Consider the following 22,595-nt stretch of genomic DNA (forward strand, 5'->3'; position numbering starts at 1 on the left):
AAATGAAAGGTGTATCATTAACAGAACTGATTTGTAATCGCTTACGAAAGAAGGAGGTACATATGCAGCGCTTATGGTCCAAATTCTCGCCGTTGTTTCGCAGATTCATGATTTCTTATCTTATTATTCTGATGATTCCTCAAATTGCCGGATATGCCTCCTACAGAGCATCCATTGAAGCAGCGAGGACAAGTTCTATTGAGAACAGCTTAAAATCACTCAATCTTGGCAAGGAAATTATTGAACGAAATCTCATGCAGGTCGAGGACTTCACGAGACAATTGGCCATTAACCAGGATTTATACCGTTTAATAGCCGATCCCAAGCCGCACGACGCTAATAATGTCTACGGTTTGAGCCGCATGCAGCGCAGTCTGTCCATGTACAGCAGCACCAATGATTATTTGTCTCATTTCTTCATCTACATTCCGAACTATAATGTCATTATTACGCCTACGACGGTTTACTATCGACCAGAACATTATTTTGCTGCCAATCGGCTGGAAGGCATGACGTTCGAAGAGTGGAAAGAGAACATATTAAAAAAACCGCATTTAAACGAAATCATTCCCCTGCAAAACTATAAGAAGGAGATACGCAGTAATGTGCTTGTGGACGCTCCTGCCATCACGTTTCTTCAATCGCTTCCATTAAACAGCTTTAACAAACCACAAGCTACAATCGGCGTCATGATTGATGAGAATAAGATGGCGAGCCTGACTCACCATATTGTGGAGCAATATGGAGGATGGACACTGGTGACAGACTCCAATGAGAATATCATTTTTTCGCGGGGTCTGAATAAAGACGAGGCAAAGAACTTAAAGGTTATGACTGCCAGCAAGGAAGATGAAGCGAAGCCTATGGGCGACGGTCGTCTGCTGATTTCCATTCGCTCCGAACAAAACGGCTGGAATTACATGGCTGGCATCCCCGAACGTGCGCTTATGGTCAAAGCAGACCAAATCAAGCAGGTTACCTTTACCTTTACGCTAGCAACGCTTGGTTTCGGATTGTTAATCGGGCTTCTGCTCGCTTATCGAAACAGCGCTCCGATTCATCGGCTTCTGTCCGTGTTCAGGGAACAGGATATTGGGCTGCCTGGAAAGACAAGCAATGAATACGACTTTTTGGCCAGCAACATTACGAGTCTCATTACGAACAACGATCTTCTCAAAAACGCATTAAATGAGCAGCTCCCGATGCTGCGGGACGGGTTCATTAAACGTTTGCTTACCGGAGAGTTTTACACAACGCGCGAGCTGGAGGCCATCTCCTCCCAGACAGGCATTTCGCTCCACACCAGCCGGGGGTTTGTAGGAATTCTAAAGGTAGACGGTTATGGCAGTCCAGATAGTGAAGAAATTATTCAGGAGTTAAGCGTTGCAAGGCTCATCGTGCGGGAAGCCATGACGGTATGGAATTCCGAAGTATTGGTAACAGACTGGGGAACGGATCAGATTGCTTTTGTGTATCCCCTTAGCGGAGATTCTTTGGATAAAGCCCTGCGTACATGTGAAGCTGAGCTTGAAAAACTGACGCATGCTGTATACCGGGATTACCGGGTATCGACCACTATTGGAACGGGCTCTTCTTATGATGTATGGAATGATGTTGGTCGTTCGTTCAACGAGGCAAGACACGCGCTGGAATATGCCATACACACCGGAAAGGATCACATGATGAAATTCGAGGACGCGGTGAAGGAAACGGAACTGTACTACTATCCGATTGAGTCCGAACAACGGCTGCTTAATACGCTCAAGGCGGGAGAAATGGAAGAGTCCAACCGTATTTTGGATCAGTTGTTCAGCCGAAACTTTACTGAGCGTGAGCTGTCGTATGACATGACACAGCAGTTCATTATGGAATTGAAGGGAACATTTTTGAAGCTGGAACCTAAAATTATGCTGGACGAATCGCTTGTGGAGGAGCTTAAGGATCGGGTTTCGGCGATTCATGTGACGGATAAGGTTGCCATACTTCAAAGCAAGTTCCATCATCTGGCGAAAGACGTATGCCAAGACGTTCAGCGTAAAAAATGCAACATGCATGCCGGATTTGTTAACGAGACGATTGCTTATATCCAGGAACGTTATGCTGATGCAAACTTGACGGTGTACCGGATTGCAGAACATATGGGCAAACCGGAAAAATATATATCTCAGTTATTCAAAGAGCATACCGGGGAGAACCTTTCCGATTATGTGGAAGTGGTGCGAATCAACAAAGCCGCTGAGCTGCTGCGGGAGAGTCAGCAGACGATTGATGAAATCGCACTATCAACCGGATATAACAGTGCGCATTCGTTCCGAAGAGCCTTCAAACGGGTTCGAGGTGTCTTGCCTAGCGCATTTCGACAGATGCATGATCAAATTTAAATCAAACAGGAGGCATCCATCTTGATAAAACAAAGCGAAAATCACAGGGAAATCCCGGCGTAGTTCAAGGGAATATCAGGCCTCCCAGCCTTCTTGACTGGAATCGTACCTCATTTTGTAAAGTGTACCTTTACGCAACCGGGTATGCACTCTTATGATTACGAGCAAGAAAGCGCTATCAAATTGGGAAAGGCTTATTTCCGATAGGCCACCTACTGGGGGGATGACTCTGAGAACGACAATTTCGAATGGCAAAACGGTTGTTAAAGAAGGCAGGCGATCCGCATTGAAACTGGCCTTGTCCAAGAGTTGGAGGAGACACTGGCAGCTTTACTTGCTGATTATTCCTCCCGTCGCATACTTTATCATTTTCAAGTATGTGCCTATGGTTAACGCAGTGCTCGCTTTCAAGGATTACAACGTGATCAAGGGAATATGGGGAAGTCCGTGGGTAGGTACCAAATATTTTGAATTGTTATTCCAAAACCCCGCATTCGCTACCCTGATCAAAAACACATTGTACATTTCGTTCTACAGTTTAATTGTCGGGTTTCCAGTTCCTATATTGCTGGCGCTGGCACTGAACGAAGTGAAGAACGCCAAATTCAAGAAAACGGTACAGATGGTTACTTATGCACCTTACTTTATTTCTACGGTTGTGATGGTATCCATTATCATGATGTTTCTTTCCCCTCGACTTGGCATTGTTAACACCATTGCAGGTGCGCTGGGTTTTGAGGCCATCAATTTTCTTGGAGAGCCGGGCATGTTCCGGTCCATCTATGTATTTTCTGATGTTTGGCAGAGCATGGGATATTCGGCGGTCATCTATTTGGCAGCCTTATCGGGCATTGATCCTTCATTGTACGAGGCTGCCAAGGTTGACGGTGCCAATCGATTTCAGAAAATGGTGAACATCGATCTGCCCGGCCTGCTGCCAGCGGCGGTTATTATCCTGATCCTGAGCGTTGGAAACATCATGGCAGTCGGGTTCGAGAAAATCTATTTGTTGCAAAACCCGCTGAACCTGTCCGCTTCGGAAATCATCTCCACCTATGTGTACAAGATGGGATTGCTTAACGCCAATTACAGCTTTGCTACCGCTGTTGGCCTTTTCAATTCGCTTATTAACCTGATTCTGTTGTTAACAGTCAATGCTGCCGCCAAACGTCTATCCAATACAAGCCTGTGGTAATACGGCAAAAGGGAGGGGGTTCATACGATGAGCAAGTTGTTATCCCAAGCCAACCGTTCGACGGGTAATCCGAGAAGTACGATCAGGGAATCTTTTGGGGACCGTGTGTTTATGGCTATCATTTACCTTATTCTGACGGTGGTCTTGATTGCTGTACTTTATCCGCTAATCTATATCGTAAGCTCATCTTTGAGCAGCCCGGCAGCGGTTTCTTCCGGAAAAGTGTGGCTGTGGCCCATTGATTTAACACTGGACGGCTATAAGTCGGTATTGCGCAACGATCAGGTTATCATGGGTTACGGCAATTCGTTATTTTATACCGCTATCGGAACACTGATTAGTGTAGCACTGACCATTATGATCGCTTATCCACTATCCAAAAAAACCTTTGTTGGGCGAAGCCCTCTCATGATGTTCGTAACATTCACCATGCTATTCTCCGGCGGATTAATCCCAACTTATCTGGTAGTCAAATCCATGGGAATGATCGATACTCGCTGGGCCCTGCTGATTCCAAATGCCGTTTGGGTGTGGCAAGTGATCATCGCGCGCACCTTTTTTCAAAATTCAATCCCGGAAGAGCTGTCCGAGGCAGCTGATATTGACGGATGCAGCGATATTCGTTTCATTTTCAGCGTCATTCTGCCTCTGGCCAAACCTATCGTTGCCGTTCTGTCGCTGATGTATGCGGTTGGACAATGGAACGCATATTTTGATGCCCTGATCTATTTAAAAACGCAATCGCTCTATCCGCTTCAGTTGATTCTCCGCAGCATTTTGATTCTGAGCAACGGCACGGGAAATATGAATTTGGGAGAGATGGTGAAACAGCAGCAAATGGCCGAGTTGATGAAATATTCACTCATTGTTATGGCCAGCTTGCCCGTACTTGTTATTTATCCGTTTGTTCAGCGATATTTCGTTCAGGGCATGTTGATTGGCTCCGTTAAGGGCTAGTTCATTACAACCATTCATAAGGGAGAGGGTCTATTTGAGAAAAACAGGGTCATTTGTACTTGCTTGCTTGCTGTTTCTGTCTGCAGTACTGGCGGGATGTTCATCCTCAAGTCAAGGCAGCGGGGAAAAGGGGGATGGTGCTTCATCGGGGGACAATCTGTCCATTAACGTGTTTGCGCATCAAAGCTCGGATACCAACCTTCAGACGAACAAGTTTACAAAAAAAATGGAAGAGAAGTTCAACATGAAGATAAACTGGACGACGGTTCCTTTTGACGGTGCAGCTGAAAAGAGGCAAATTTCACTGGCTTCGGGTGACTACCCGGACCTGTATTTACTCATTCCATGGGTGGACCGTTTTTCTCAAACGGACTTGTTGAAATTTGGGCAGCAGGGTGTCATTGTGCCGCTCAATGATCTGATTGACCAATATGCGCCAAATATTAAAAAGGTGCTGGACAGCAGTGAATATTATAAAGCGATGAATACGGCGCCCGACGGCAATATTTACGGTCTGACGGGCTTGAATGAATGTTTTCACTGTTCCTATCCGAACAAGATGTGGATGAATACCAAATGGCTGAAACAACTCGGATTGTCCGAGCCTACAACGACAGAGGAGTTTAAGGAAGTGCTGAAAGCATTCAAAACAAAGGACCCGAACGGCAACGGTAAAGCCGATGAAGTCCCGCTTAGCGGTTCCATTGAAAATTTCGGAGTACACATCATTCCGTACTTGATGAACGGGTTTATCTACGACGATGACAGAACCTATCTCATTGCAAAGGATGGCCGGGTTGAGACGGTTGCAAGCAAACCGGAGTGGAAGGAGGGACTTGCCTATATCAAGTCGCTATATGATGAAGGTCTGATCGACCCGGGTGCTTTCACACAAAATGTCGGGGCCTTCAAAAAGATCGGAGATAACGCGGATGCGCAGCTTCTTGGCGCAGGTGCGGCCATGCACCCTTCTCTTTTTGTAAACACTGCCGAGGATTCTCCTTATGGGAAAGATTACAATCCGATTCCTCCGTTGAAGGGGCCGCATGCCAATTATGCGACCTACAACTATCCGATCGATCCCGGAGCTTCTTTTGTACTGACAAACAAAGCAAGTGAAGAAACACAGATTGCAGCCATAAAAATGCTGGATTATCTCTACACAGAGGAAGGAGCGATGAGCTCTTATCTTGGTGAGGAGGGCACAAGCTGGCGCAAGCCGCAAGAAGGAGAGGTGGCTCTGAATGATCAGGTACAGCCACTCTACAAAGCCATTCCGCTCCCAACTGGAGCGGAGCCGCGCAATGACAGCTGGAGTGCGCTGAGTCAGTATAATCACCACAGGGCATACCGTGATGCCGAAGTTCAGGGCAAGGACATCTATGCAGGTGATGGATATGAGCGCCGACTTTATGAGGCAACACTCCTGATGGAAGGCAAAGAACCCGATGAAGTTTTTCCGCATTGGGCACTATGGGTGGACCCGGCAAACGCTGATGAAACAAGCATGATGCAGACGAATCTCAAGGATTATATTGACCAGAATGCTCTGCAATTCATTACAGGAGCGAAGAGTTTGGATAAGGATTGGGATGATTACGTAAAAGGGCTGGAGGGCTTGAATATCAAGCGTTACCTCGAAATTATGCAGGCCTCCTATGATTCCTCGTCCATTTCCAAGTAAGAAGAACTGGCCGGAATGTAGTTGTACCCTTCTTATGTATCTTTATGGACAGGAGGTAATCCAATATTGTTTGTAAACTTTGGCCTGAATGAAGTGCAGTTGAATGAAGATGACTTCACTACCCGAAGGTAGCTCGTCAAATCGTACATGACTTCATTTGATATTAACCGGCTTATGCACACATTCAGAATTAATGCGGGGACTGCTTCTCATGCCGAGCCGTTGGGAGGCTGGGAAGCTGAGGATTGTGCCTTGAGAGGACACTTTGTGGGACATTTTCTGTCGGCTTGCGCCAAGTTTGCCTTTGCTGATCAGGATCAGGCACTCCACAACAAAGCCAGAGAGATTGTTGACATTATGGAATCCTGTGCACGTTCTAACGGATATGTGAGCGCATTTGGGGAAGATCAGCTCGATCTGTTGGAGAACGAGGAGAAGCGGAAAGTATGGGCTCCATATTATACTTTGCACAAAATCATGCAAGGACTTATAGATTGCCATGTGTACCTGAATAACTCGAATGCACTGAAGGTTGCCGTGAACCTGGCCCATTATATTCATGGGCGGTTCACGAAACTTTCCTTCTGGAAGATTGACGATATTCTGCGCTGTACCAGATTGAACCCGATGAATGAGTTTGGAGGCATGGGAGACGCATTGTATTCCCTGTACGACCTCACACTTGATGCTAAATTGCTTGAGCTGGCAAGTCTGTTCGACAGGGATTATTTTATCGGTTCGCTTGCAAGGGGTCAGGACGTGCTTGAGAATCTGCATGCTAATACCCATCTTCCGATGGTTATCACAGCCTTGCATCGTTATGAGACTACCGGCGAGGAACAATATAAAACAGCCTCACTACATTTCTACAAGTATGTGCTAGGGAGAACGTTTGCGAACGGTAATAGCAGCTCAAAGGCGACCGCCTATATAGAAGGTGGCGTTTCCGAAAAATCGGAGCATTGGGGTAAAGACGGAAGACTTGAGGATGCATTGACAGGCGGTGAAAGCGAGAGTTGTTGCGCGCATAATACAGAGAGAATACTGGAAAAACTGGTGGGGCTGTCCGGGGCGGTAAAATACCTGGATCATATGGAGCAGTTGAAATACAATGCTATTTTGAACAGTGCGAGCTGCAAAACAGGGCTTTCACAATACCATCAGCCAATGGGAAGAGGCGCATCCAAAAGCTTCAGCACCCCGTACAGCGATTTTTGGTGTTGTACCGGGAGCGGGGTGGAAGCTATGAGCGAGTTGCAAAAGAACATCTGGTTCAAAAGTGAAAATATGCTGCTGCTGAATGCATTTATTTCATCTACGGTGTTATGGGATGAACAGCAAGCCCGAATTACACAGTATACCGATTTTCCTGATGGACTTGCGTCTACACTTCTGATTGAGCTGGATGAGCTAGCCCAGCCTGTGACCTTTGCATTGATTTTAAAGGAAAAGGCTGTCAAATCGGTGAAGATTAACTCTGTTCCGGTTCATGTCCAAAAGGAAAACGGATATATCATTATTCAGCGTGAATTCCAACATGGAGATATACTCGACATCGAAATCAATGCGTATTTGCATTTGGTTCCACTCCAAGGCTCAAAGAACATAGCAGCAGTGATGTATGGTAGCATTCTGCTGGCGCAGTTGGGGGAGGCTGAACTGCCGAAGGGAATATCCGAAGATTATTTTTGCGAGAGAATGAGCAGACTTCCCCAGCATGAACTGGCGTTCAGCATAGAGGATGCAGAGGGGGTTCCAGTGAAATTTATCCCATTGTTTCGGGTGGAGGAAGAAACGTATTCCGTCTATTTCAATTTGGATAATCGTTCTTCTGAAGCCAAGCGGTTCTCGCTTGCCGAGGTGGGCAGGGGTGACATCCAACTGCCGGGGCTGTAATAACCAAACGTTCCCGGTTCGCAGGAAAGGCATGCGAACCGGGAACGACGTATTTAGGAATGTAATAGGTGGAAAAGGTGGCATTCACTTCATTTAATAGATACGATAATTACCGCTCAAAGCCAGCAGACTGAAGAAGTACAGACAGTTGTCATAGTATCGACGCTCACCCTGGCGCAGTGGAGTGTTCCAAAACTGGTGCACAAACTGGCTGGCATGTGGACCGTCCGCGGCCAGAGAAGCCATGGCATTGGTGGCGAGAAGTCCAACCGGATGCAGTGATGGTTCGTCGAAAGGTTCACCCTCGATCGTGTAACGACGATAATCGGATACTTCAATGTCACTGAAAAATGCCTGTATGCGATTGGACTGCTCTACTTGCCAACGATCTTTGGCGAACCATTCCCAGTCAAGGGCTATGTTGGCCGCAACTCGGTAAGCGTCACTGTAAAAATGTCTGAAATCTCCATGACGTTGAGGCGGTGCGGGTGTGCCGTCAAAATTGGCGTACTCGGGTGAGAGTCCAGTCACCGGGTGACACGCTTTGTGCAGATACGCCCGGCTGGTTGCCGCAGCCTCTTTCCAAAAAGCTTGATCGCACTCATCTGCGTATTTCGCGAACAGTTCATAAAAATGGGGCAGATGATAGGAAGGGTCACTAAATGGTGATTCCGGTATGAATTTGATTAATTTCGTTTTCGGGTCCCACATCGGATCGCCCTCACCGTTTTCTCCTTGATGCACGCAGGCGTGCAGTATTGTTCTCGCTTGCTCCGCATAATCATATGGAGCAGGACCGTCCCCCCAGCGATTAGAGGCAAAAAAGAGGGCCATGGCAAAAAATTCTTCCCCGTCTGGAGCAGGTCCTTGTGATATCCGCGTGCCGTCAGGTTTGCAATGCCATGCAAAATAATCCTTGTATCGGCCATCGGTATGCTGCATGAACGTTTTCGAGAAAATCCAGAGTCGATCGAATTCTTCTTTTTTGTCCATTTGCACAGCCATCATCATGCCATAGGACATGCCTTCTGAGCGAACATCGAGATTACCGGTATCCAGGAAATATCCTTTGTCCTCATCCATGGGGTAATATATTCGCGTATCGGGGTCACCGTAGAACAATTCGGTCCAAGTGTCCTCGATTTTCGCTCTAATTTCTTCGTCGGTGTAGCCGTTTTCCAAAAAGAGATTTCTGTATTTGGAAGTATTGTAAGCGCCTTCAAATGGGTGTGACAATTTTTTTTCCTCCTTAGTCGATCATACTCGCTACAGTATATCATGCGAATTAGTGATCAAATTAAAGCCTTATCCCGAAAAATTATAGTATATCCGCATGAACGATTGGCTTGAAGAAAAATATGCGCAATAATCCAAAGGTGTCATATCGAAGTGGATTTTCCAATGAATCATCTCTATCGACTCTACACGTCATGAAAGAGTACTGATCTGCTGGAATACGTCATTTTCTTTCCTTATTTGGATGTTTAAAATTAGATCAAACTCTTACAAATTTCATCGGATATTTTATTGGAGGTGCACAATGAAAGAGTCGATTCAAAGAGATCATCGATTATGGTACAGCAAACCTGCGAAGGTGTGGAACGAGGCTTTGCCAATCGGGAATGGTCGTCTCGGTGCAATGATATTTGGAGGCGTAGCTGAGGAACGCTTGCAGTTGAACGAGGACTCGATGTGGTATGGTGGGCCACGTGACCGTAATAATGAAGATGCACTGCCTAATCTGCCGCATATCCGCAAGTTAATTACGGAAGGGAAACTTCGTGAGGCTGAAGAGCTTGCGTCCATGACGATGGGCGGCCTTCCGGAAGCGCAGCGACATTACCTGCCACTTGGCGAACTGCAGTTATCATTCGGCCATCATGATGGCCCTGTCGAGGACTATGTTCGGGAGCTTGATTTGGACAGGGGTGTCTCCAGAGTTAGCTACCGAATCAATGAAATCCGTTATACACGCGAGTTGTTTGCCAGCTATCCCGATCAAGCCATCATCATTCGAATTTCTGCAGATCAGAAAAATGCCGTATCGATTAAAGCCCGATTTAATCGACAGAATTGGAGGTATTTGGAGAAAACAAAAAAGTGGGAGCAGAGCGGACTCATCATGCGTGGTGAATGCGGCGGTAAAAATGGTAGTTCGTTTGCAGCTGTTTTGAAAGCGATACCAAATGAAGGTGCCTGCCGGCTCCTTGGCGAGTACCTGCTGGTGGAGAACGCGAGCTCGGTCACGCTGATGCTTGCTGCGGGAACGACTTTCCGTCAGGAAGATCCGGAATTATACAGTAAATATCACGTGGAAGAGCTTAGTCGGACTCCTTATGATACGTTGCTTGCACGGCATACATCGGATTATGGTGAACTGTACAACAGGGTTGCATTGAATCTGACCAAAAGGTCTAATCACAATGATCTTCCGACGGATGAGAGATTAGAACAGTTCCAAAAAGGAGAAGACGATCCTGGATTGATCGAATCCTATTATCAGTTTGGTCGCTATCTGCTCATTTCCTCCAGCCGGCCCGGGTCTTTGCCTGCAAATCTACAAGGCATATGGAATGACAGTTTTACACCGCCATGGGACAGTAAATTCACCATAAATATTAACGCACAAATGAATTACTGGCTGGCCGAAAACTGTAATCTCTCCGAGTGCCACGAGCCATTGTTCGATCTGATTGAGAGAATGCGGGAGCCAGGTCGAATTACGGCCCGGGTTATGTATAATTGCCGAGGTTTTACGGCGCATCACAATACGGACATATGGGCAGATACGGCTCCTCAGGATACCTATCTTCCAGCTTCCTTCTGGCCATTGGGTGCTGCTTGGTTATGTTTGCATTTATGGGAACATTATCGTTATAGCCAGGATCGCCTATTTTTGGAACAAGCTTATGAAACCATGAAGGAATCTGCCCAATTTCTTCTGGACTATCTGATCGAGGATGCAGAAGGCCGCCTCATTACCTGCCCATCCGTCTCTCCCGAGAACAGTTACAAGCTGCCAAGCGGTGAAATTGGGGTGCTTTGCGCAGGTGCATCGATGGATTTTCAGATCATAGAAGCTTTATTCACTGCTTGCATCCGCAGTGCCGAATTGATCGGTAGAGACCATTCATTCCAGAAAGAACTGGGTGCTGCCCTGAAGCGAATTCCGAAGCCGCAAATCGGCAAACTCGGGCAAATTCAGGAATGGATGGAGGATTATGAAGAAGTGGAGCCGGGACACCGCCACATCTCGCATCTATTCGGGCTGTATCCAGGAGAACTGTTCACTCCAGAACAGACGCCGGAACTCGCGAAGGCTGCACGTACCACGCTGGAACGCAGGCTGGACAATGGTGGGGGACACACAGGCTGGAGCCGGGCCTGGATCATTCATTTCTGGGCAAGGCTTCAGGATGGTCAGAAGGCTTATGAAAATGTCAGGGCTCTCTTGGAGCACTCCACGCTGCCCAATCTGTTTGACAATCATCCGCCGTTTCAGATTGACGGTAACTTTGGTGGATCATCGGGAATTGCCGAGATGTTAATGCAGAGTCACACCGACGTGATCCGGCTTCTGCCTGCCTTACCTTCCAGCTGGTGTGAAGGGAGTGTCAAGGGGCTCAGAGCCCGAGGTGGCTACACACTTGACTTCTCCTGGATGATGGGGAAAGTGACGGAAGTCACCGTAAAAAGTTCAACTGATGGACTTTGTCAGTTGGAAGGCCCTGGACTTGAGAATATTTCCTTCAATGCAGAAGCCGGACAATCGTATACTTTTGCGTAAGCCAATTTCGTTCAACCTGTTGTCATTAGGCCAACTATCAAATGATTAAAACTATACTTTGTCAGGTAATGACATAGCATTTATCAGGTTGTTGAGTTCAACTGTGAGCGTTACACTTTGATTAGCCAAATAAAATTTCACTTGAGTATATGACATGACTCTTATTGATGGGGGAAAGGATGGTTTTCCATGCAAGGCACCAGTGAGCCTCATTTGGACTTTGAATCACAAGCTTATCGTGAGTTTATTTCGAAATCGTTGTTGAATAAAGGGCATAACGCCAGACTGAAAAGGGCTATTGAGAAAACAAAACGAGGTGAGCCAGTAACGATTGCTTACATCGGTGGCTCTATTACCCAAGGTGCCGGGGCTGAACCGATTCATACGAATTGTTACGCTTACCGATCCTTTGGCCTTTTCAGGAACATGTTTGCTTCAACAAGCAACGTTCCTTTACGTTTTATTAAAGCTGGTCTAGGCGGCACGCCTTCCGAGCTTGGAATCATCCGTTATGATCGGGATGTCCTTAGAGAAGGAACAATCCTGCCAGACATTGTCATTGTGGAGTTCGCGGTGAACGATGCCGATGATGAGACCCAAGGAACGTGTTATGAGAGTCTTGTGCTCAAAGCTCTTGGAGCTGACAATGATCCTGCTGTCATACTGCTGTTCAGTGTGTTTGAGAACGACTGGAATTTGCAGGATCGACTGGCGCCTGTAGGTTGGCATTATAACCTCCCGATGGTAAGTGTGAAGGATGCTGTTGTGGATCAGTTTCAACTTACGCCAGAGGATGGAAGGATCATTTCCAGAGAGCAATTCTTCCACGATATCTATCACCCGAGCAATGCCGGGCATCACATCATGGCCGATTGTCTAAGCTGGTTGTTCGATATAACGAATCATTCTGACCTGGACAAAGAGAGTCATGTAATAGATAAACCACCGCTAATCGGGAATGAATTTGTGGATGTGAAGCTCCTGGATCGACTGAATGAAGATAGTGTAGCCCACATCGAGGTGGGCGGCTTTGGGAGAACGGATACGGATTTGCAAATGGCAGAGATGGATGATGACCCCTTTGGCACTCCTCATTTTCCTAATAATTGGATGCACAAGGGAAAGCGAGAGAGCGGTGATGGCAGCTTTAAGATGATCCTGCGGAGCAAACGCCTTATCCTGGTCTATAAGGACTCTGGGAGTAACGAGTTCGGGATCGCCAATATAAGAGTGGATGGTAAGCTGGTAAGAATAGCTGACCCAAGTCAAATCAACTGGACACACTGTCATGCCATGCTCCTGTTTGATGAGAAGCATGCCAGAGAGCACACCATCGAGATTGACATGGCTGAAGGTCACGAGGACAAATGGTTTACAATTCTCGGTTTTGGTTATGTCAATTAAACGCTGAATTAAGGCAAAACAGTAGATGCAAGTGCGGAGGAGGAGAAGTAGTATGTTAGCAGCAGCACCACAAGGATATGACCAATTTAGGGAGAGCATACCACGCGGAATCATTGAATTGGTGGAATACTCTTCGGCAACGGTTGGAAATACGCGCAAAGCGATGGTGTACACACCCCCCGGATTTTCTTCGGCAAATACGTATCATGTCCTTTATCTTTTGCATGGAATAGGAGGAGACGAAGCAGAATGGTATACCCATGGCGCTCCACAGATCATTCTTGATAATCTGTATGCTGATAACAAACTTGAGCCAATGATTGTCGTTTTCCCCAATGGTCGTGCCATGCCGAATGACAGGGCAGAAGGAGATCTGTTTGATCCTGAAAAAATACAAGCATTTGAACGTTTCGAGCTAGATCTGATTAACGATTTAATACCTTTTATCGAATCGAACTATCCGGCACGAATAGGGCGGGAAAACCGGGCAATTGCAGGTTTATCCATGGGCGGAGGCCAGTCCTTGAATATCGGATTGAATCATCTGGACCGGTTCGCATGGATTGGCGCCTTTTCTGCTGCTCCAAATACTCGAGATCCGGGGTTGCTCGTTTCAAATCCTGATGAAACTGCTGCGCGAGTAAGGAAGCTTTGGCTGTCCTGTGGGGATGAGGATAATCTCAAGCATATCAGTGATAATGTGCACGCTTATTTGACTCAGCAGAACGTTCCACATATTTGGCAAGAGGAAAACGGAGGGCATGATTGGCCCGTATGGAAAAGCGGTCTGTATCAGTTTTCTCAACTCCTTTTCAAGGATGATATAAATGAATTCTCACAAGTGGATTGCAACGGAAATCTACATAACACAATTAATATTATGTAAACTTATAATTGCGAATTTTAGGATAACGTTCTGAATTGGCCATGTTGAACGGTACTAAATCTTTCTTTGTTTAATTATTTGATGTTGAATCACCGCTAGCACACGCTGGCGGTTTTTCTATTGATTAGATAGAAATAAATCAACATCAGTTTGACAGCAATATCGTTATATCGTAATATTGTAATATATTGATTTGGGAGGAATGAGTTTGAGTACTTCTGCATTTGACAGTGACGATTTAAAACAGTTTGACGAACCGGCTAATCTACTGAAAGCTCTGTCTCACCCCATTCGCCTGTGCATTGTTCGTGGGTTGATGCGTAAAAAGAAATGTAATGTTTCATATATGCAGGAGTGCCTGGGTCTTCCGCAATCAACGGTGTCTCAGCATCTTCAGAAACTACGCAGTGCAGGTGTCGTAGCCACCGAACGCAATGGCCTTGAAGTGAATTATGTGCTGGCTGACGAACGGATTGTACAGATTATACCTATTTTATTTGGAGAGGAAGATTGTGAATCATGAGCAAAAAAATACTGATTGTTGGAGGAGTAGCAGGTGGTGCATCTGCCGCTGCACGTTTGCGGCGTCTGGATGAACATGCCGAAATTATTATATTTGAGAAAGGACCTTATATATCTTTTGCCAATTGCGGCTTACCTTATTATATTGGAGGCGCGATCGCTGACCGCGAGCGCCTTCTGGTACAGACACCTAAAGGCATGGCTGACCGTTTTCGTATTGATGTGCGAACAAAGAGCGAAATCATGGCTATTGATCCGCATAATCAAACCGTTCAGGTACAAAACCAGGAGCGGGGTGAATATGTAGAAAGCTATGACGAGTTAATTTTGTCACCGGGTGCACGTCCGATTATTCCCCATTTGCCGGGTGCAGACCATCCCCTTATTTATACCGTCCGAAGCGTACCTGATATTGATCGCATCAAGGAGCAGATAAATGCATCTAACAACCAATCTTCAATTGTTATAGGTGGAGGGTTTATCGGTGTGGAAATGGCAGAAAACTTAAAGGAGGCTGGACTGGACGTAACGCTTATTGAAGGCAATGAACAATTGCTAACTCCTTTTGATGCCGAACTGGCAGCAGGATTGGCACAGGAGATGGAGCAGCAAGGGGTTAATCTGCTATTTTCACAGCGTGTTCAGGGCTTTCGTACGGTCGAGAAGGGCATTGGGGTTGAACTTGCAAGTGGTGAGGTTCTATCCGCAGATTTGGTAATTATTGCCATTGGGGTGACTCCTGATACAGCCTTTCTGAAAAGTAGCGGCATTCTGCTAGGCGAACGTGGGCATATTGTCGTTAACGAAGCGTTAGAGACGAGTCTCCCACATATTTATGCTGTTGGTGATGCAATTGAAGTGATGGATTACATTCATGGAACAAAGACGGCCATTCCGCTCGCAGGACCTGCGAATAAACAGGGTCGAATTGTTGCTGATCGTATTGCCGGACTACATTCGACTTATAAAGGAACTCAAGGCACATCCATTATTAAAGTGTTTGGACTGACTGGAGCTGCAACTGGCAGTAATGAAAAAACACTAAAGCGTCTCGGCTTGGAGTATCAGACAGTGATCGTACATCCTAGTTCTCATGCATCGTATTATCCGGGTTCCAGTGCAATTACACTTAAACTGTTGTTTACACCGGCTGGTAAAATTTTGGGTGCTCAAGCGGTCGGTTATGAGGGTGTTGACAAGCGGATTGATGACATTGCCGTAGCCATTCATTTTGGAGGACATGTTAGTGATCTGACAGAGCTTGAGTTAAGTTATGCGCCGCCTTATTCCTCTGCCAAAGATCCGGTTAATATGGCTGGTTATGCAGCTGATAATATCATTTCCGGTCGTGTGCATGTGTACAGTTATGATCAGTTATCGTTACGCAAACCGGAGCAGTCCATATTGCTGGACGTGCGAAGTGATCTGGAACACCAAAATGGACATATTCCTGATTCATTATCCATTCCGGTCGATGAGCTTCGTCAAAGACTAGATGAATTAGATTCTTCCAAAGAAATCTGGGTTTACTGTCAAGTCGGTCTACGCGGGTATACTGCTTCGCAAATTTTGCGTCAGCATGGTTACAATGTCAAAAATTTAAGTGGGGGTTATAAAACATACCGTCAAGCGCAATTCCGACCAACACCAGTACAACCCATGAAGCACGAAGATAAAGGCCATCCGGGTCACAATGACCAGAGACCAGCATTAATAGGAACCTCTTCAGAACAATTAGCGTCCGGGAAATCGCTTCAAGTTGATAAAGAACTGGATGTACGTGGTTTAAGTTGTCCAGGTCCGTTAATGCAAGTCAAAAAAACCATGGATCAATTGACGGAAGGACAGGCATTACGGGTAACAGCTTCCGATCCGGGATTTTATGAAGATGTGAAAGCTTGGGCTACAATGTCAGGTTCCCCGCTGCATCAATTAGTGCGAGGAAAAAATGGAACTATTGAGGCCGTCATGTCCAAAAAATCAAAGGATGCTCCGGTCTCAACAGTGGAGACTGTTAACGCAGAATCTGCGAGCACGATGGTTGTCTTCAGCGGGGATCTGGACAAAGCAATTGCTTCCTTCATTATAGCTAATGGTGCAGCTGCAAGTGGACGCAAAGTTACCATGTTTTTTACATTTTGGGGTTTGAACATTATACGCAAGCCTCAAAGGCAAGCAGTCTCCAAAACGATAATAGGCCGTATGTTTGATACAATGCTGCCTCGCGGCAGCCGCAAACTTGGCATGTCCAAAATGAATATGTTTGGTATTGGCCCAAAAGTGATCCGTGGGATTATGGGGAATAACAACATCGCTTCTCTCGAAGAGCTCATTCAAAGTGCAGCAGAGCAGGGAGTTGAAATGGTTGCCTGCCAAATGTCAATGGATTTAATGGGCATTCAACACCAGGAATTAATGGAGCAGGTTAAGATTGGTGGCGTAGGTTATTATTTGGGACAAGCAGATTATGCCAATCATAACCTCTTTATATAAAATATAGTGCGCTGAATGTATATTTGACACAAAAAGGGACAGGCGAAGCGCCTGTCCTTCCTTTATTGAAGCAACTTTCAGTAGAGGTTTTCTCATGGGTTTTGTCCTTGTATGCGGTTACGAAATAATATGGAATTGGATTTTTTTTGTGGGTTATCCAGGAAATGCATCCTTATTTAATTTAACTGTGCTACGAATGTCGTAACACTTTGAGAAGGAAGTTGGGCAGTAAAAGTATTGCCTGTCATGTTAATTGAAGAGCCGGCTGCCAGATTCCTTGTACTGTCTGTAATCCAGGAAGATACGTTTGACGCGTTTCCGTTCTGCAATACAAACTTTTGGTTTACAGCGGAAGTTCCTCGGTTGATTGCTACGATCACTACTTTGTTGTCTCCTTTATATGCGGAGATAAACGTTTGAGTATCCGGATTTTTAGTCGCATCCACTCTTACAAAGCCTGGCCGAACAAACTTGGAGAAATGGGCCATATTATATCCCCGTTTGCTGATGGTGCCATCCTCTTTCATGGGACCGTATTGTCTACGAATATACCACCATACATATGCCTGGAAGTCTGCCTCTACCATTGCATTATGGATGTGATAGGAGACATCCAACGCTTCAGGCCAAAGATCTGCCGAATTTGCATTACTATTGGGGTAATATACCTCTGACATCCAAAGTTCCTTTCCAGCACCTTTTTGTTTAAAAAGGGGGTAAGGGAAATTACTGAATTGCGTACCATACGTATGGGCACCCAGAATGTCCATGTTGGCTAGAGCTTGCGGATCATTCAGTATGGGGTCTGACATTTCTTTCAGGTAAGAGAAGGATTCGGGCGCCATTACTTTCGTACCGGTAATGGAGCCGGCATAATCTTTCATGAATCGAAGCATTTCCTGAGGCGTCCACCACGTCCAATCATGCGCATAATCCGGTTCATTCTGTACGGAGATTGCATAGAGATTAACTCCGTTGGATTTCATGTAAGAAACAAAGTCGTTCAGGTGCTGGGCATACGCAGCGTATTTGTCGTATTTAAGTCGCTTAGCCGCAGTGTCTCCATTGCGATTGAATGTTTCAACCATATCACTGGGAGGATTCCATGGTGAGGCAAAGACGATGGCGCCTTGTTCAATGGCTCGTTTTGCCGTTGGTATTTCTTTATACCAATTGTTCTTGTTATCATCAATATACATGCGCAGGATGGAAAACCCCAGCTGATTCTGTCCATTACCAAAAGCTGTATCTCTTTGTGAAGACGTCAAATCTCCGATCCAGGCGGGGTGATTAATTCCTCCAAATCCCTTGATCAGCTGCTTTTGAGAGGATAAGTTTACAGTAACATCGCTTGCGGCCGAGACTTGGATCGGCGTCAACATAAGCGGCAGGGCAGTAAGGCAGGCCAAAAGAATATTGATCGATTTCTTCAACTTGAATGACAACATGTACATCCTCCTCTTAAAATGAATTTATCAATCGGACAAGCAAATGAAATGAAATGATATGATATGCTTGTTTTGGACATTGACTTGCTTTTAATCACCTCCTTTCATACTTGGAAGAAAATTTCGCATGATTTATATTTTTTTGTATATTTATGAATTTAATTCTATTAAAAAATACAAGGAAATTAAACCGGATAAATTCCAGTTGTTTGTGTAATGCAAAAGACCACTTATTTTCGTAATTCCCTTGGGAGAAGGAGTTGAATTTCAGGAAACTAAGGGGATTTCTTCGAGAAGAGGGGAACTTCCATTGTCATACAGAGGAAGATTCATAGAAGATGTTACAGGCAAATCAGGAGTGAGCAAATGAAAGGAATAAATTTATTTTTTTTGATCCCTTGATTTTTTTTAAAGTATCTGATATCGTAAGACCTGTGATTTTGGAAAGCAGATATATCGACATTAATCAGGTCTTTCCAGCAGATAATTTTTGACCACTCCTTCCAAGGAAGTTAAGGCCATACGGACAGCCGGGTCAAACGCCGATTGGCAACTTATGTTGCCTTATTGATTGAGTTAAAAGCTCAAATTTTATAAGTTGGTTACTTTACAACCAGTGCATCTGCACATCAACTTGTGAAACGGTCAATAAGAGTGGTAAAGGCGAATTATTTGCTATATAGACTCTGATCTGATATTGATATACATGATGAAGCTTTCCACTAGAGGGGTTCTTTTGAACTTTTTTAGTTATGGAGACTTTGCGTCTTTTTTATGATGTATATCGACAAGCAAGTGTGATGATGCGCGATTGTGGCATTTTTCACCTTGCTTTTTTTGTTGGTTCAGAACGGGCGGAAGTTGAAAAATGAGAAAAATAATGAAATTAATTTAAAAAAATTCATATTGGGTTAGGAGAATGGAAAATGGGAAAAGCACTAATCATCGGCGCCGGTGGCGTAGCTTCAGTAGCGGTTCATAAATGCGTTCAAAACAGCGAAGTATTTGAGGAAATTTGCATCGCAAGTCGTACAAAATCCAAATGTGACGATCTCAAAGCCAAACTGGACGGCGGCAAAACAAAAATTACGACAGCTCAAGTGGATGCTGATAACGTTGACGAACTGATCGCCCTCATCAACGAAGTTAAACCGGATATCGTCATGAACCTGGCATTGCCTTACCAAGACCTGACAATCATGGATGCTTGCCTTGCAACTAAAACCAATTACATGGATACAGCGAACTATGAGCCAGAAGATACAGCGAAATTCGAATACAGCTGGCAGTGGGATTACAAAGAGCGTTTCGAAAAAGCGGGTATTACGGCACTGCTCGGCAGTGGATTTGACCCAGGCGTAACTGGCGTATTCTCTGCTTATGCTTTGAAACACTATTTTGACGAGATTGAATATATTGATATTCTGGACTGCAATGGCGGCGATCACGGATACCCGTTCGCAACCAATTTCAACCCTGAAATCAATATCCGTGAAGTTTCGGCAAACGGAAGATATTGGGAAAATGGTGAATGGATCGAAACAAAACCGATGGAAATTAAACGTGTCTATGACTTCAAGGAAGTTGGCGAAAAAGACATGTATCTGCTATATCATGAAGAGCTGGAGTCTCTGGCCAAAAATATGCCTGGTCTGAAACGCATTCGTTTCTTCATGACATTTGGCCAAAGCTACCTGACACACCTGAAAGCACTTGAAAATGTGGGCATGACTTCGATCGAGCCTATCGAATTCGAAGGCAAACAAATCATTCCGCTGCAATTCCTGAAGGCGGTACTGCCAGATCCGGCGTCTCTGGGACCACGGACTGTAGGCAAAACGAACATTGGTTGCATCTTCAAAGGCAAAAAAGACGGCCAAGACAAAACGTACTACGTGTACAACATTTGCGATCACCAAGAATGCTACAAAGAGGTTGGTTCCCAAGCGATTTCTTACACTACTGGCGTTCCGGCCATGATTGGTGCAGCAATGGTGATGACTGGCAAATGGAACAAACCAGGCGTGTACAACGTGGAAGAGTTCAACCCGGATCCGTTCATGGAAGAATTGAACAAATGGGGACTTCCATGGGTTGAAGATTTCAACCCGGTACTCGTTGACGAACTGCCGGAAGAAGTCAAGGAATCGGAGCTTGTTCGTTAAGATGCGTTTCGAGCAATTACCGACGCCATGCTTTGTTGTTGACGAGGGACTTATCGAGAGAAATCTCAAAATTCTGAACGGTGTCATGCAACGTACAGGAGCCAAAATCGTGCTGGCTCAGAAAGCTTTTTCCATGACCACGATGTATCCGCTCATTGGAGAATACCTGAGCGGTGCAACGGCGAGCGGGCTGTATGAAGCCCGCCTGGGTCATGAGGAGATGGGCAAGGAGAACCATGTTTTTGCCCCGGCTTATCGCGAAGATGAGATTGATGAGATTCTCTCGATTTGTGATCATATTATTTTTAATTCATTCTCCCAACTGGAGAAATTCAAGGACAAAGCACTTCAGGCTGGCCGAAAAGTGGGTCTCCGTATTAATCCTGAATGCTCGACTCAGGAGGGTCATGAGATTTACGATCCATGTTCTCCTGGTTCTAGGTTCGGTGCCAAGCACGAAGATTTCCGGAAGGAGCTGCTGGAAGGTGTATCCGGACTACACTTTCATACATTGTGCCAACAAAATTCCGATGATCTGGAAACGACGTTGAATGCAGTAGAAGAGAAGTTTGGACAATGGCTGCCTCAAATGGAGTGGATCAACTTCGGCGGCGGTCACCATATCACACGCGAAGATTATGACATTCCAAGACTGGAAGCATGTATCAAACGGATGCAGGAAAAGTATGGTCTGGAAGTATATCTGGAGCCTGGCGAGGCCGTTGCGCTCAATGCGGGGTTCCTGGTAACTTCCGTACTTGATTTCCATAAGAATGGAATGGATATTGCCATTCTGGATACCTCGGCCACTTGCCATATGCCAGACGTACTTGAGATGCCATATCGCCCACCACTTATCGGTTCGGGAGAAGCAGGGGAGAAAGCCCACCTGTACCGACTTGGCGGTCAAACCTGCCTATCAGGTGATGTGATCGGCGATTATTCATTTGACCAACCACTGATGACGGGTGACAGGTTAGTATTTGAGGATATGGCGATTTATTCCATGGTCAAAACGAATACGTTCAACGGCATGCCGTTACCAGCTATTGCTGTGAAAAGAAAAGATGGCGATTGCGAAGTGGTTCGTGAGTTTGGCTATCAGGATTTTAAAATGAGATTGGCATAAATGATTAAACACACAACCGGATTCGATACCAGAATCCGGTTTTTTGTGCTGTAGAGCAGCGATCAAACAAGCAAAGCATAGTTACATTTTGAATTTCATGCATAAGTAACACGCTCTTATGGAAAACTTCAGTAGTGCGTATAAATAGCATGATTCCATTTATGGGAGGTGACAAATATGAGCAAACCGGATAATCGTAAGGATAATGTAGAGCACTTGCAAAACGCCGTTCAAAACACGATCGAAAATTACCGGGAAGCGAAAGATTATCTCGAGGAATTCGGAGATGAAATTCCAGGACAGGAAAAAGCGCAAATCGAGGAAAAAAATGAACGCCGTAAACATAGCATTTCCGGATTCAGAGAAGAAATTCAAGATGAAGCCAAACACCAGCAAAACTCATAAATATGATTTCTTGGAGGTTAACATATGCCAGACCAAGATCCGCAGGAGCTTCTTGAGCAAAAACACGAACTGGATGAGCAAAAAAGGCAGTTCACCAATTTTTCACGCGTTGTTTCTGGTCCAGGTGAGGTAGAAGCAGGTCAGGAATTTAGTCATGACCACGTGCCTGATGATCAAAACCGTATGAAATCTGTCGAGAACAAACGTGCTTGATCCCAAATAACTAAAATAAGGCTATATGAA

Annotated in this window: 16 protein-coding genes; 14 read left to right on the forward strand and 2 right to left on the reverse strand. The window is 45.4% G+C overall.

Going from position 1 to position 22,595, the window contains the following annotated elements; genetic code table 11:
* Window positions 1-62 precede the first annotated feature (62 nt).
* The 5 genes from JNUCC31_RS30990 to JNUCC31_RS31010 all read left to right on the forward strand — a co-directional run bounded on the left by JNUCC31_RS30990 (window position 63) and on the right by JNUCC31_RS31010 (window position 8,113).
* Entirely contained in the window at window positions 63-2,381 is a 2,319-nt protein-coding gene (locus JNUCC31_RS30990; RefSeq protein ID WP_192267122.1) for a helix-turn-helix domain-containing protein, read from the forward strand.
* A gap of 340 nt (window positions 2,382-2,721) precedes the next feature.
* Window positions 2,722-3,576 (forward strand): ABC transporter permease, encoded by an 855-nt coding sequence (locus JNUCC31_RS30995; protein ID WP_416234473.1) that lies wholly within the window; start codon window positions 2,722-2,724, stop codon window positions 3,574-3,576.
* 27 nt (window positions 3,577-3,603) lie between these two features.
* On the forward strand, window positions 3,604-4,533 hold the full coding sequence (locus JNUCC31_RS31000) for a carbohydrate ABC transporter permease (RefSeq protein WP_192267124.1): 930 nt from the start codon (window positions 3,604-3,606) through the stop codon (window positions 4,531-4,533).
* A gap of 34 nt (window positions 4,534-4,567) precedes the next feature.
* The gene (locus JNUCC31_RS31005; protein WP_192267125.1) at window positions 4,568-6,217 is read left to right on the forward strand and encodes an ABC transporter substrate-binding protein; all 1,650 of its coding nucleotides are present in this window, start codon (window positions 4,568-4,570) and stop codon (window positions 6,215-6,217) included.
* A gap of 147 nt (window positions 6,218-6,364) precedes the next feature.
* Window positions 6,365-8,113, forward strand: coding sequence for a beta-L-arabinofuranosidase domain-containing protein (locus JNUCC31_RS31010; RefSeq protein WP_228469333.1), 1,749 nt, complete (start codon window positions 6,365-6,367; stop codon window positions 8,111-8,113).
* Between the two features lie 93 nt (window positions 8,114-8,206).
* Here the strand turns inward: JNUCC31_RS31010 and JNUCC31_RS31015 are convergent, their stop codons facing one another.
* Window positions 8,207-9,349, reverse strand: a complete 1,143-nt coding sequence (locus JNUCC31_RS31015) for a family 8 glycosyl hydrolase (protein WP_192267126.1) — start codon at window positions 9,347-9,349, stop codon at window positions 8,207-8,209.
* Window positions 9,350-9,653: 304 nt separating this feature from the next.
* On the opposite strand from JNUCC31_RS31015, the gene JNUCC31_RS31020 reads away from it, so the two are divergent.
* The 5 genes from JNUCC31_RS31020 (at window position 9,654) to JNUCC31_RS31040 (ending at window position 17,205) form a co-directional block, all read left to right on the forward strand.
* Window positions 9,654-11,900 (forward strand): glycoside hydrolase family 95 protein, encoded by a 2,247-nt coding sequence (locus tag JNUCC31_RS31020; RefSeq protein WP_192267127.1) that lies wholly within the window; start codon window positions 9,654-9,656, stop codon window positions 11,898-11,900.
* A gap of 189 nt (window positions 11,901-12,089) precedes the next feature.
* On the forward strand, window positions 12,090-13,304 hold the full coding sequence (locus tag JNUCC31_RS31025) for an SGNH/GDSL hydrolase family protein (protein ID WP_192267128.1): 1,215 nt from the start codon (window positions 12,090-12,092) through the stop codon (window positions 13,302-13,304).
* 52 nt (window positions 13,305-13,356) lie between these two features.
* Complete coding sequence (locus tag JNUCC31_RS31030) at window positions 13,357-14,190, forward strand: alpha/beta hydrolase (protein WP_192267129.1); 834 nt, start codon at window positions 13,357-13,359, stop codon at window positions 14,188-14,190.
* Window positions 14,191-14,392: 202 nt separating this feature from the next.
* Window positions 14,393-14,713 carry an ArsR/SmtB family transcription factor gene (locus JNUCC31_RS31035; RefSeq protein WP_192267130.1) on the forward strand — a complete coding sequence of 107 codons (321 nt, stop codon included), beginning with the start codon at window positions 14,393-14,395 and terminating at the stop codon, window positions 14,711-14,713.
* Entirely contained in the window at window positions 14,710-17,205 is a 2,496-nt protein-coding gene (locus tag JNUCC31_RS31040; RefSeq protein ID WP_192267131.1) for an FAD-dependent oxidoreductase, read from the forward strand. The genes JNUCC31_RS31035 and JNUCC31_RS31040 overlap by 4 nt, the downstream gene beginning before the upstream one ends.
* A 176-nt stretch (window positions 17,206-17,381) precedes the next feature.
* Here JNUCC31_RS31040 and xynC read toward each other — a convergent pair whose 3' ends face one another.
* Window positions 17,382-18,653: a glucuronoarabinoxylan endo-1,4-beta-xylanase XynC gene (gene xynC, locus JNUCC31_RS31045; protein ID WP_416234339.1), complete on the reverse strand. Its 1,272-nt coding sequence runs from the start codon at window positions 18,651-18,653 to the stop codon at window positions 17,382-17,384.
* A gap of 926 nt (window positions 18,654-19,579) precedes the next feature.
* On the opposite strand from xynC, the gene JNUCC31_RS31050 reads away from it, so the two are divergent.
* From JNUCC31_RS31050 to JNUCC31_RS31065, 4 genes are all read left to right on the forward strand, one after another.
* The gene (locus JNUCC31_RS31050) at window positions 19,580-20,818 is read left to right on the forward strand and encodes a saccharopine dehydrogenase family protein (RefSeq protein WP_062319327.1); all 1,239 of its coding nucleotides are present in this window, start codon (window positions 19,580-19,582) and stop codon (window positions 20,816-20,818) included.
* 1 nt (window position 20,819) lies between these two features.
* Window positions 20,820-21,947, forward strand: coding sequence for a carboxynorspermidine decarboxylase (gene nspC / locus JNUCC31_RS31055; RefSeq protein WP_192273495.1), 1,128 nt, complete (start codon window positions 20,820-20,822; stop codon window positions 21,945-21,947).
* A 177-nt stretch (window positions 21,948-22,124) separates the two neighbouring features.
* On the forward strand, window positions 22,125-22,352 hold the full coding sequence (tlp, locus tag JNUCC31_RS31060) for a small acid-soluble spore protein Tlp (RefSeq protein WP_192267132.1): 228 nt from the start codon (window positions 22,125-22,127) through the stop codon (window positions 22,350-22,352).
* A 24-nt stretch (window positions 22,353-22,376) separates the two neighbouring features.
* On the forward strand, window positions 22,377-22,565 hold the full coding sequence (locus JNUCC31_RS31065; RefSeq protein WP_192267133.1) for a hypothetical protein: 189 nt from the start codon (window positions 22,377-22,379) through the stop codon (window positions 22,563-22,565).
* Window positions 22,566-22,595: the final 30 nt, after the last annotated feature.

It is taken from the genome of Paenibacillus sp. JNUCC-31 (assembly GCF_014844075.1).
Taxonomy (GTDB): Bacteria; Bacillota; Bacilli; order Paenibacillales; family Paenibacillaceae; genus Paenibacillus.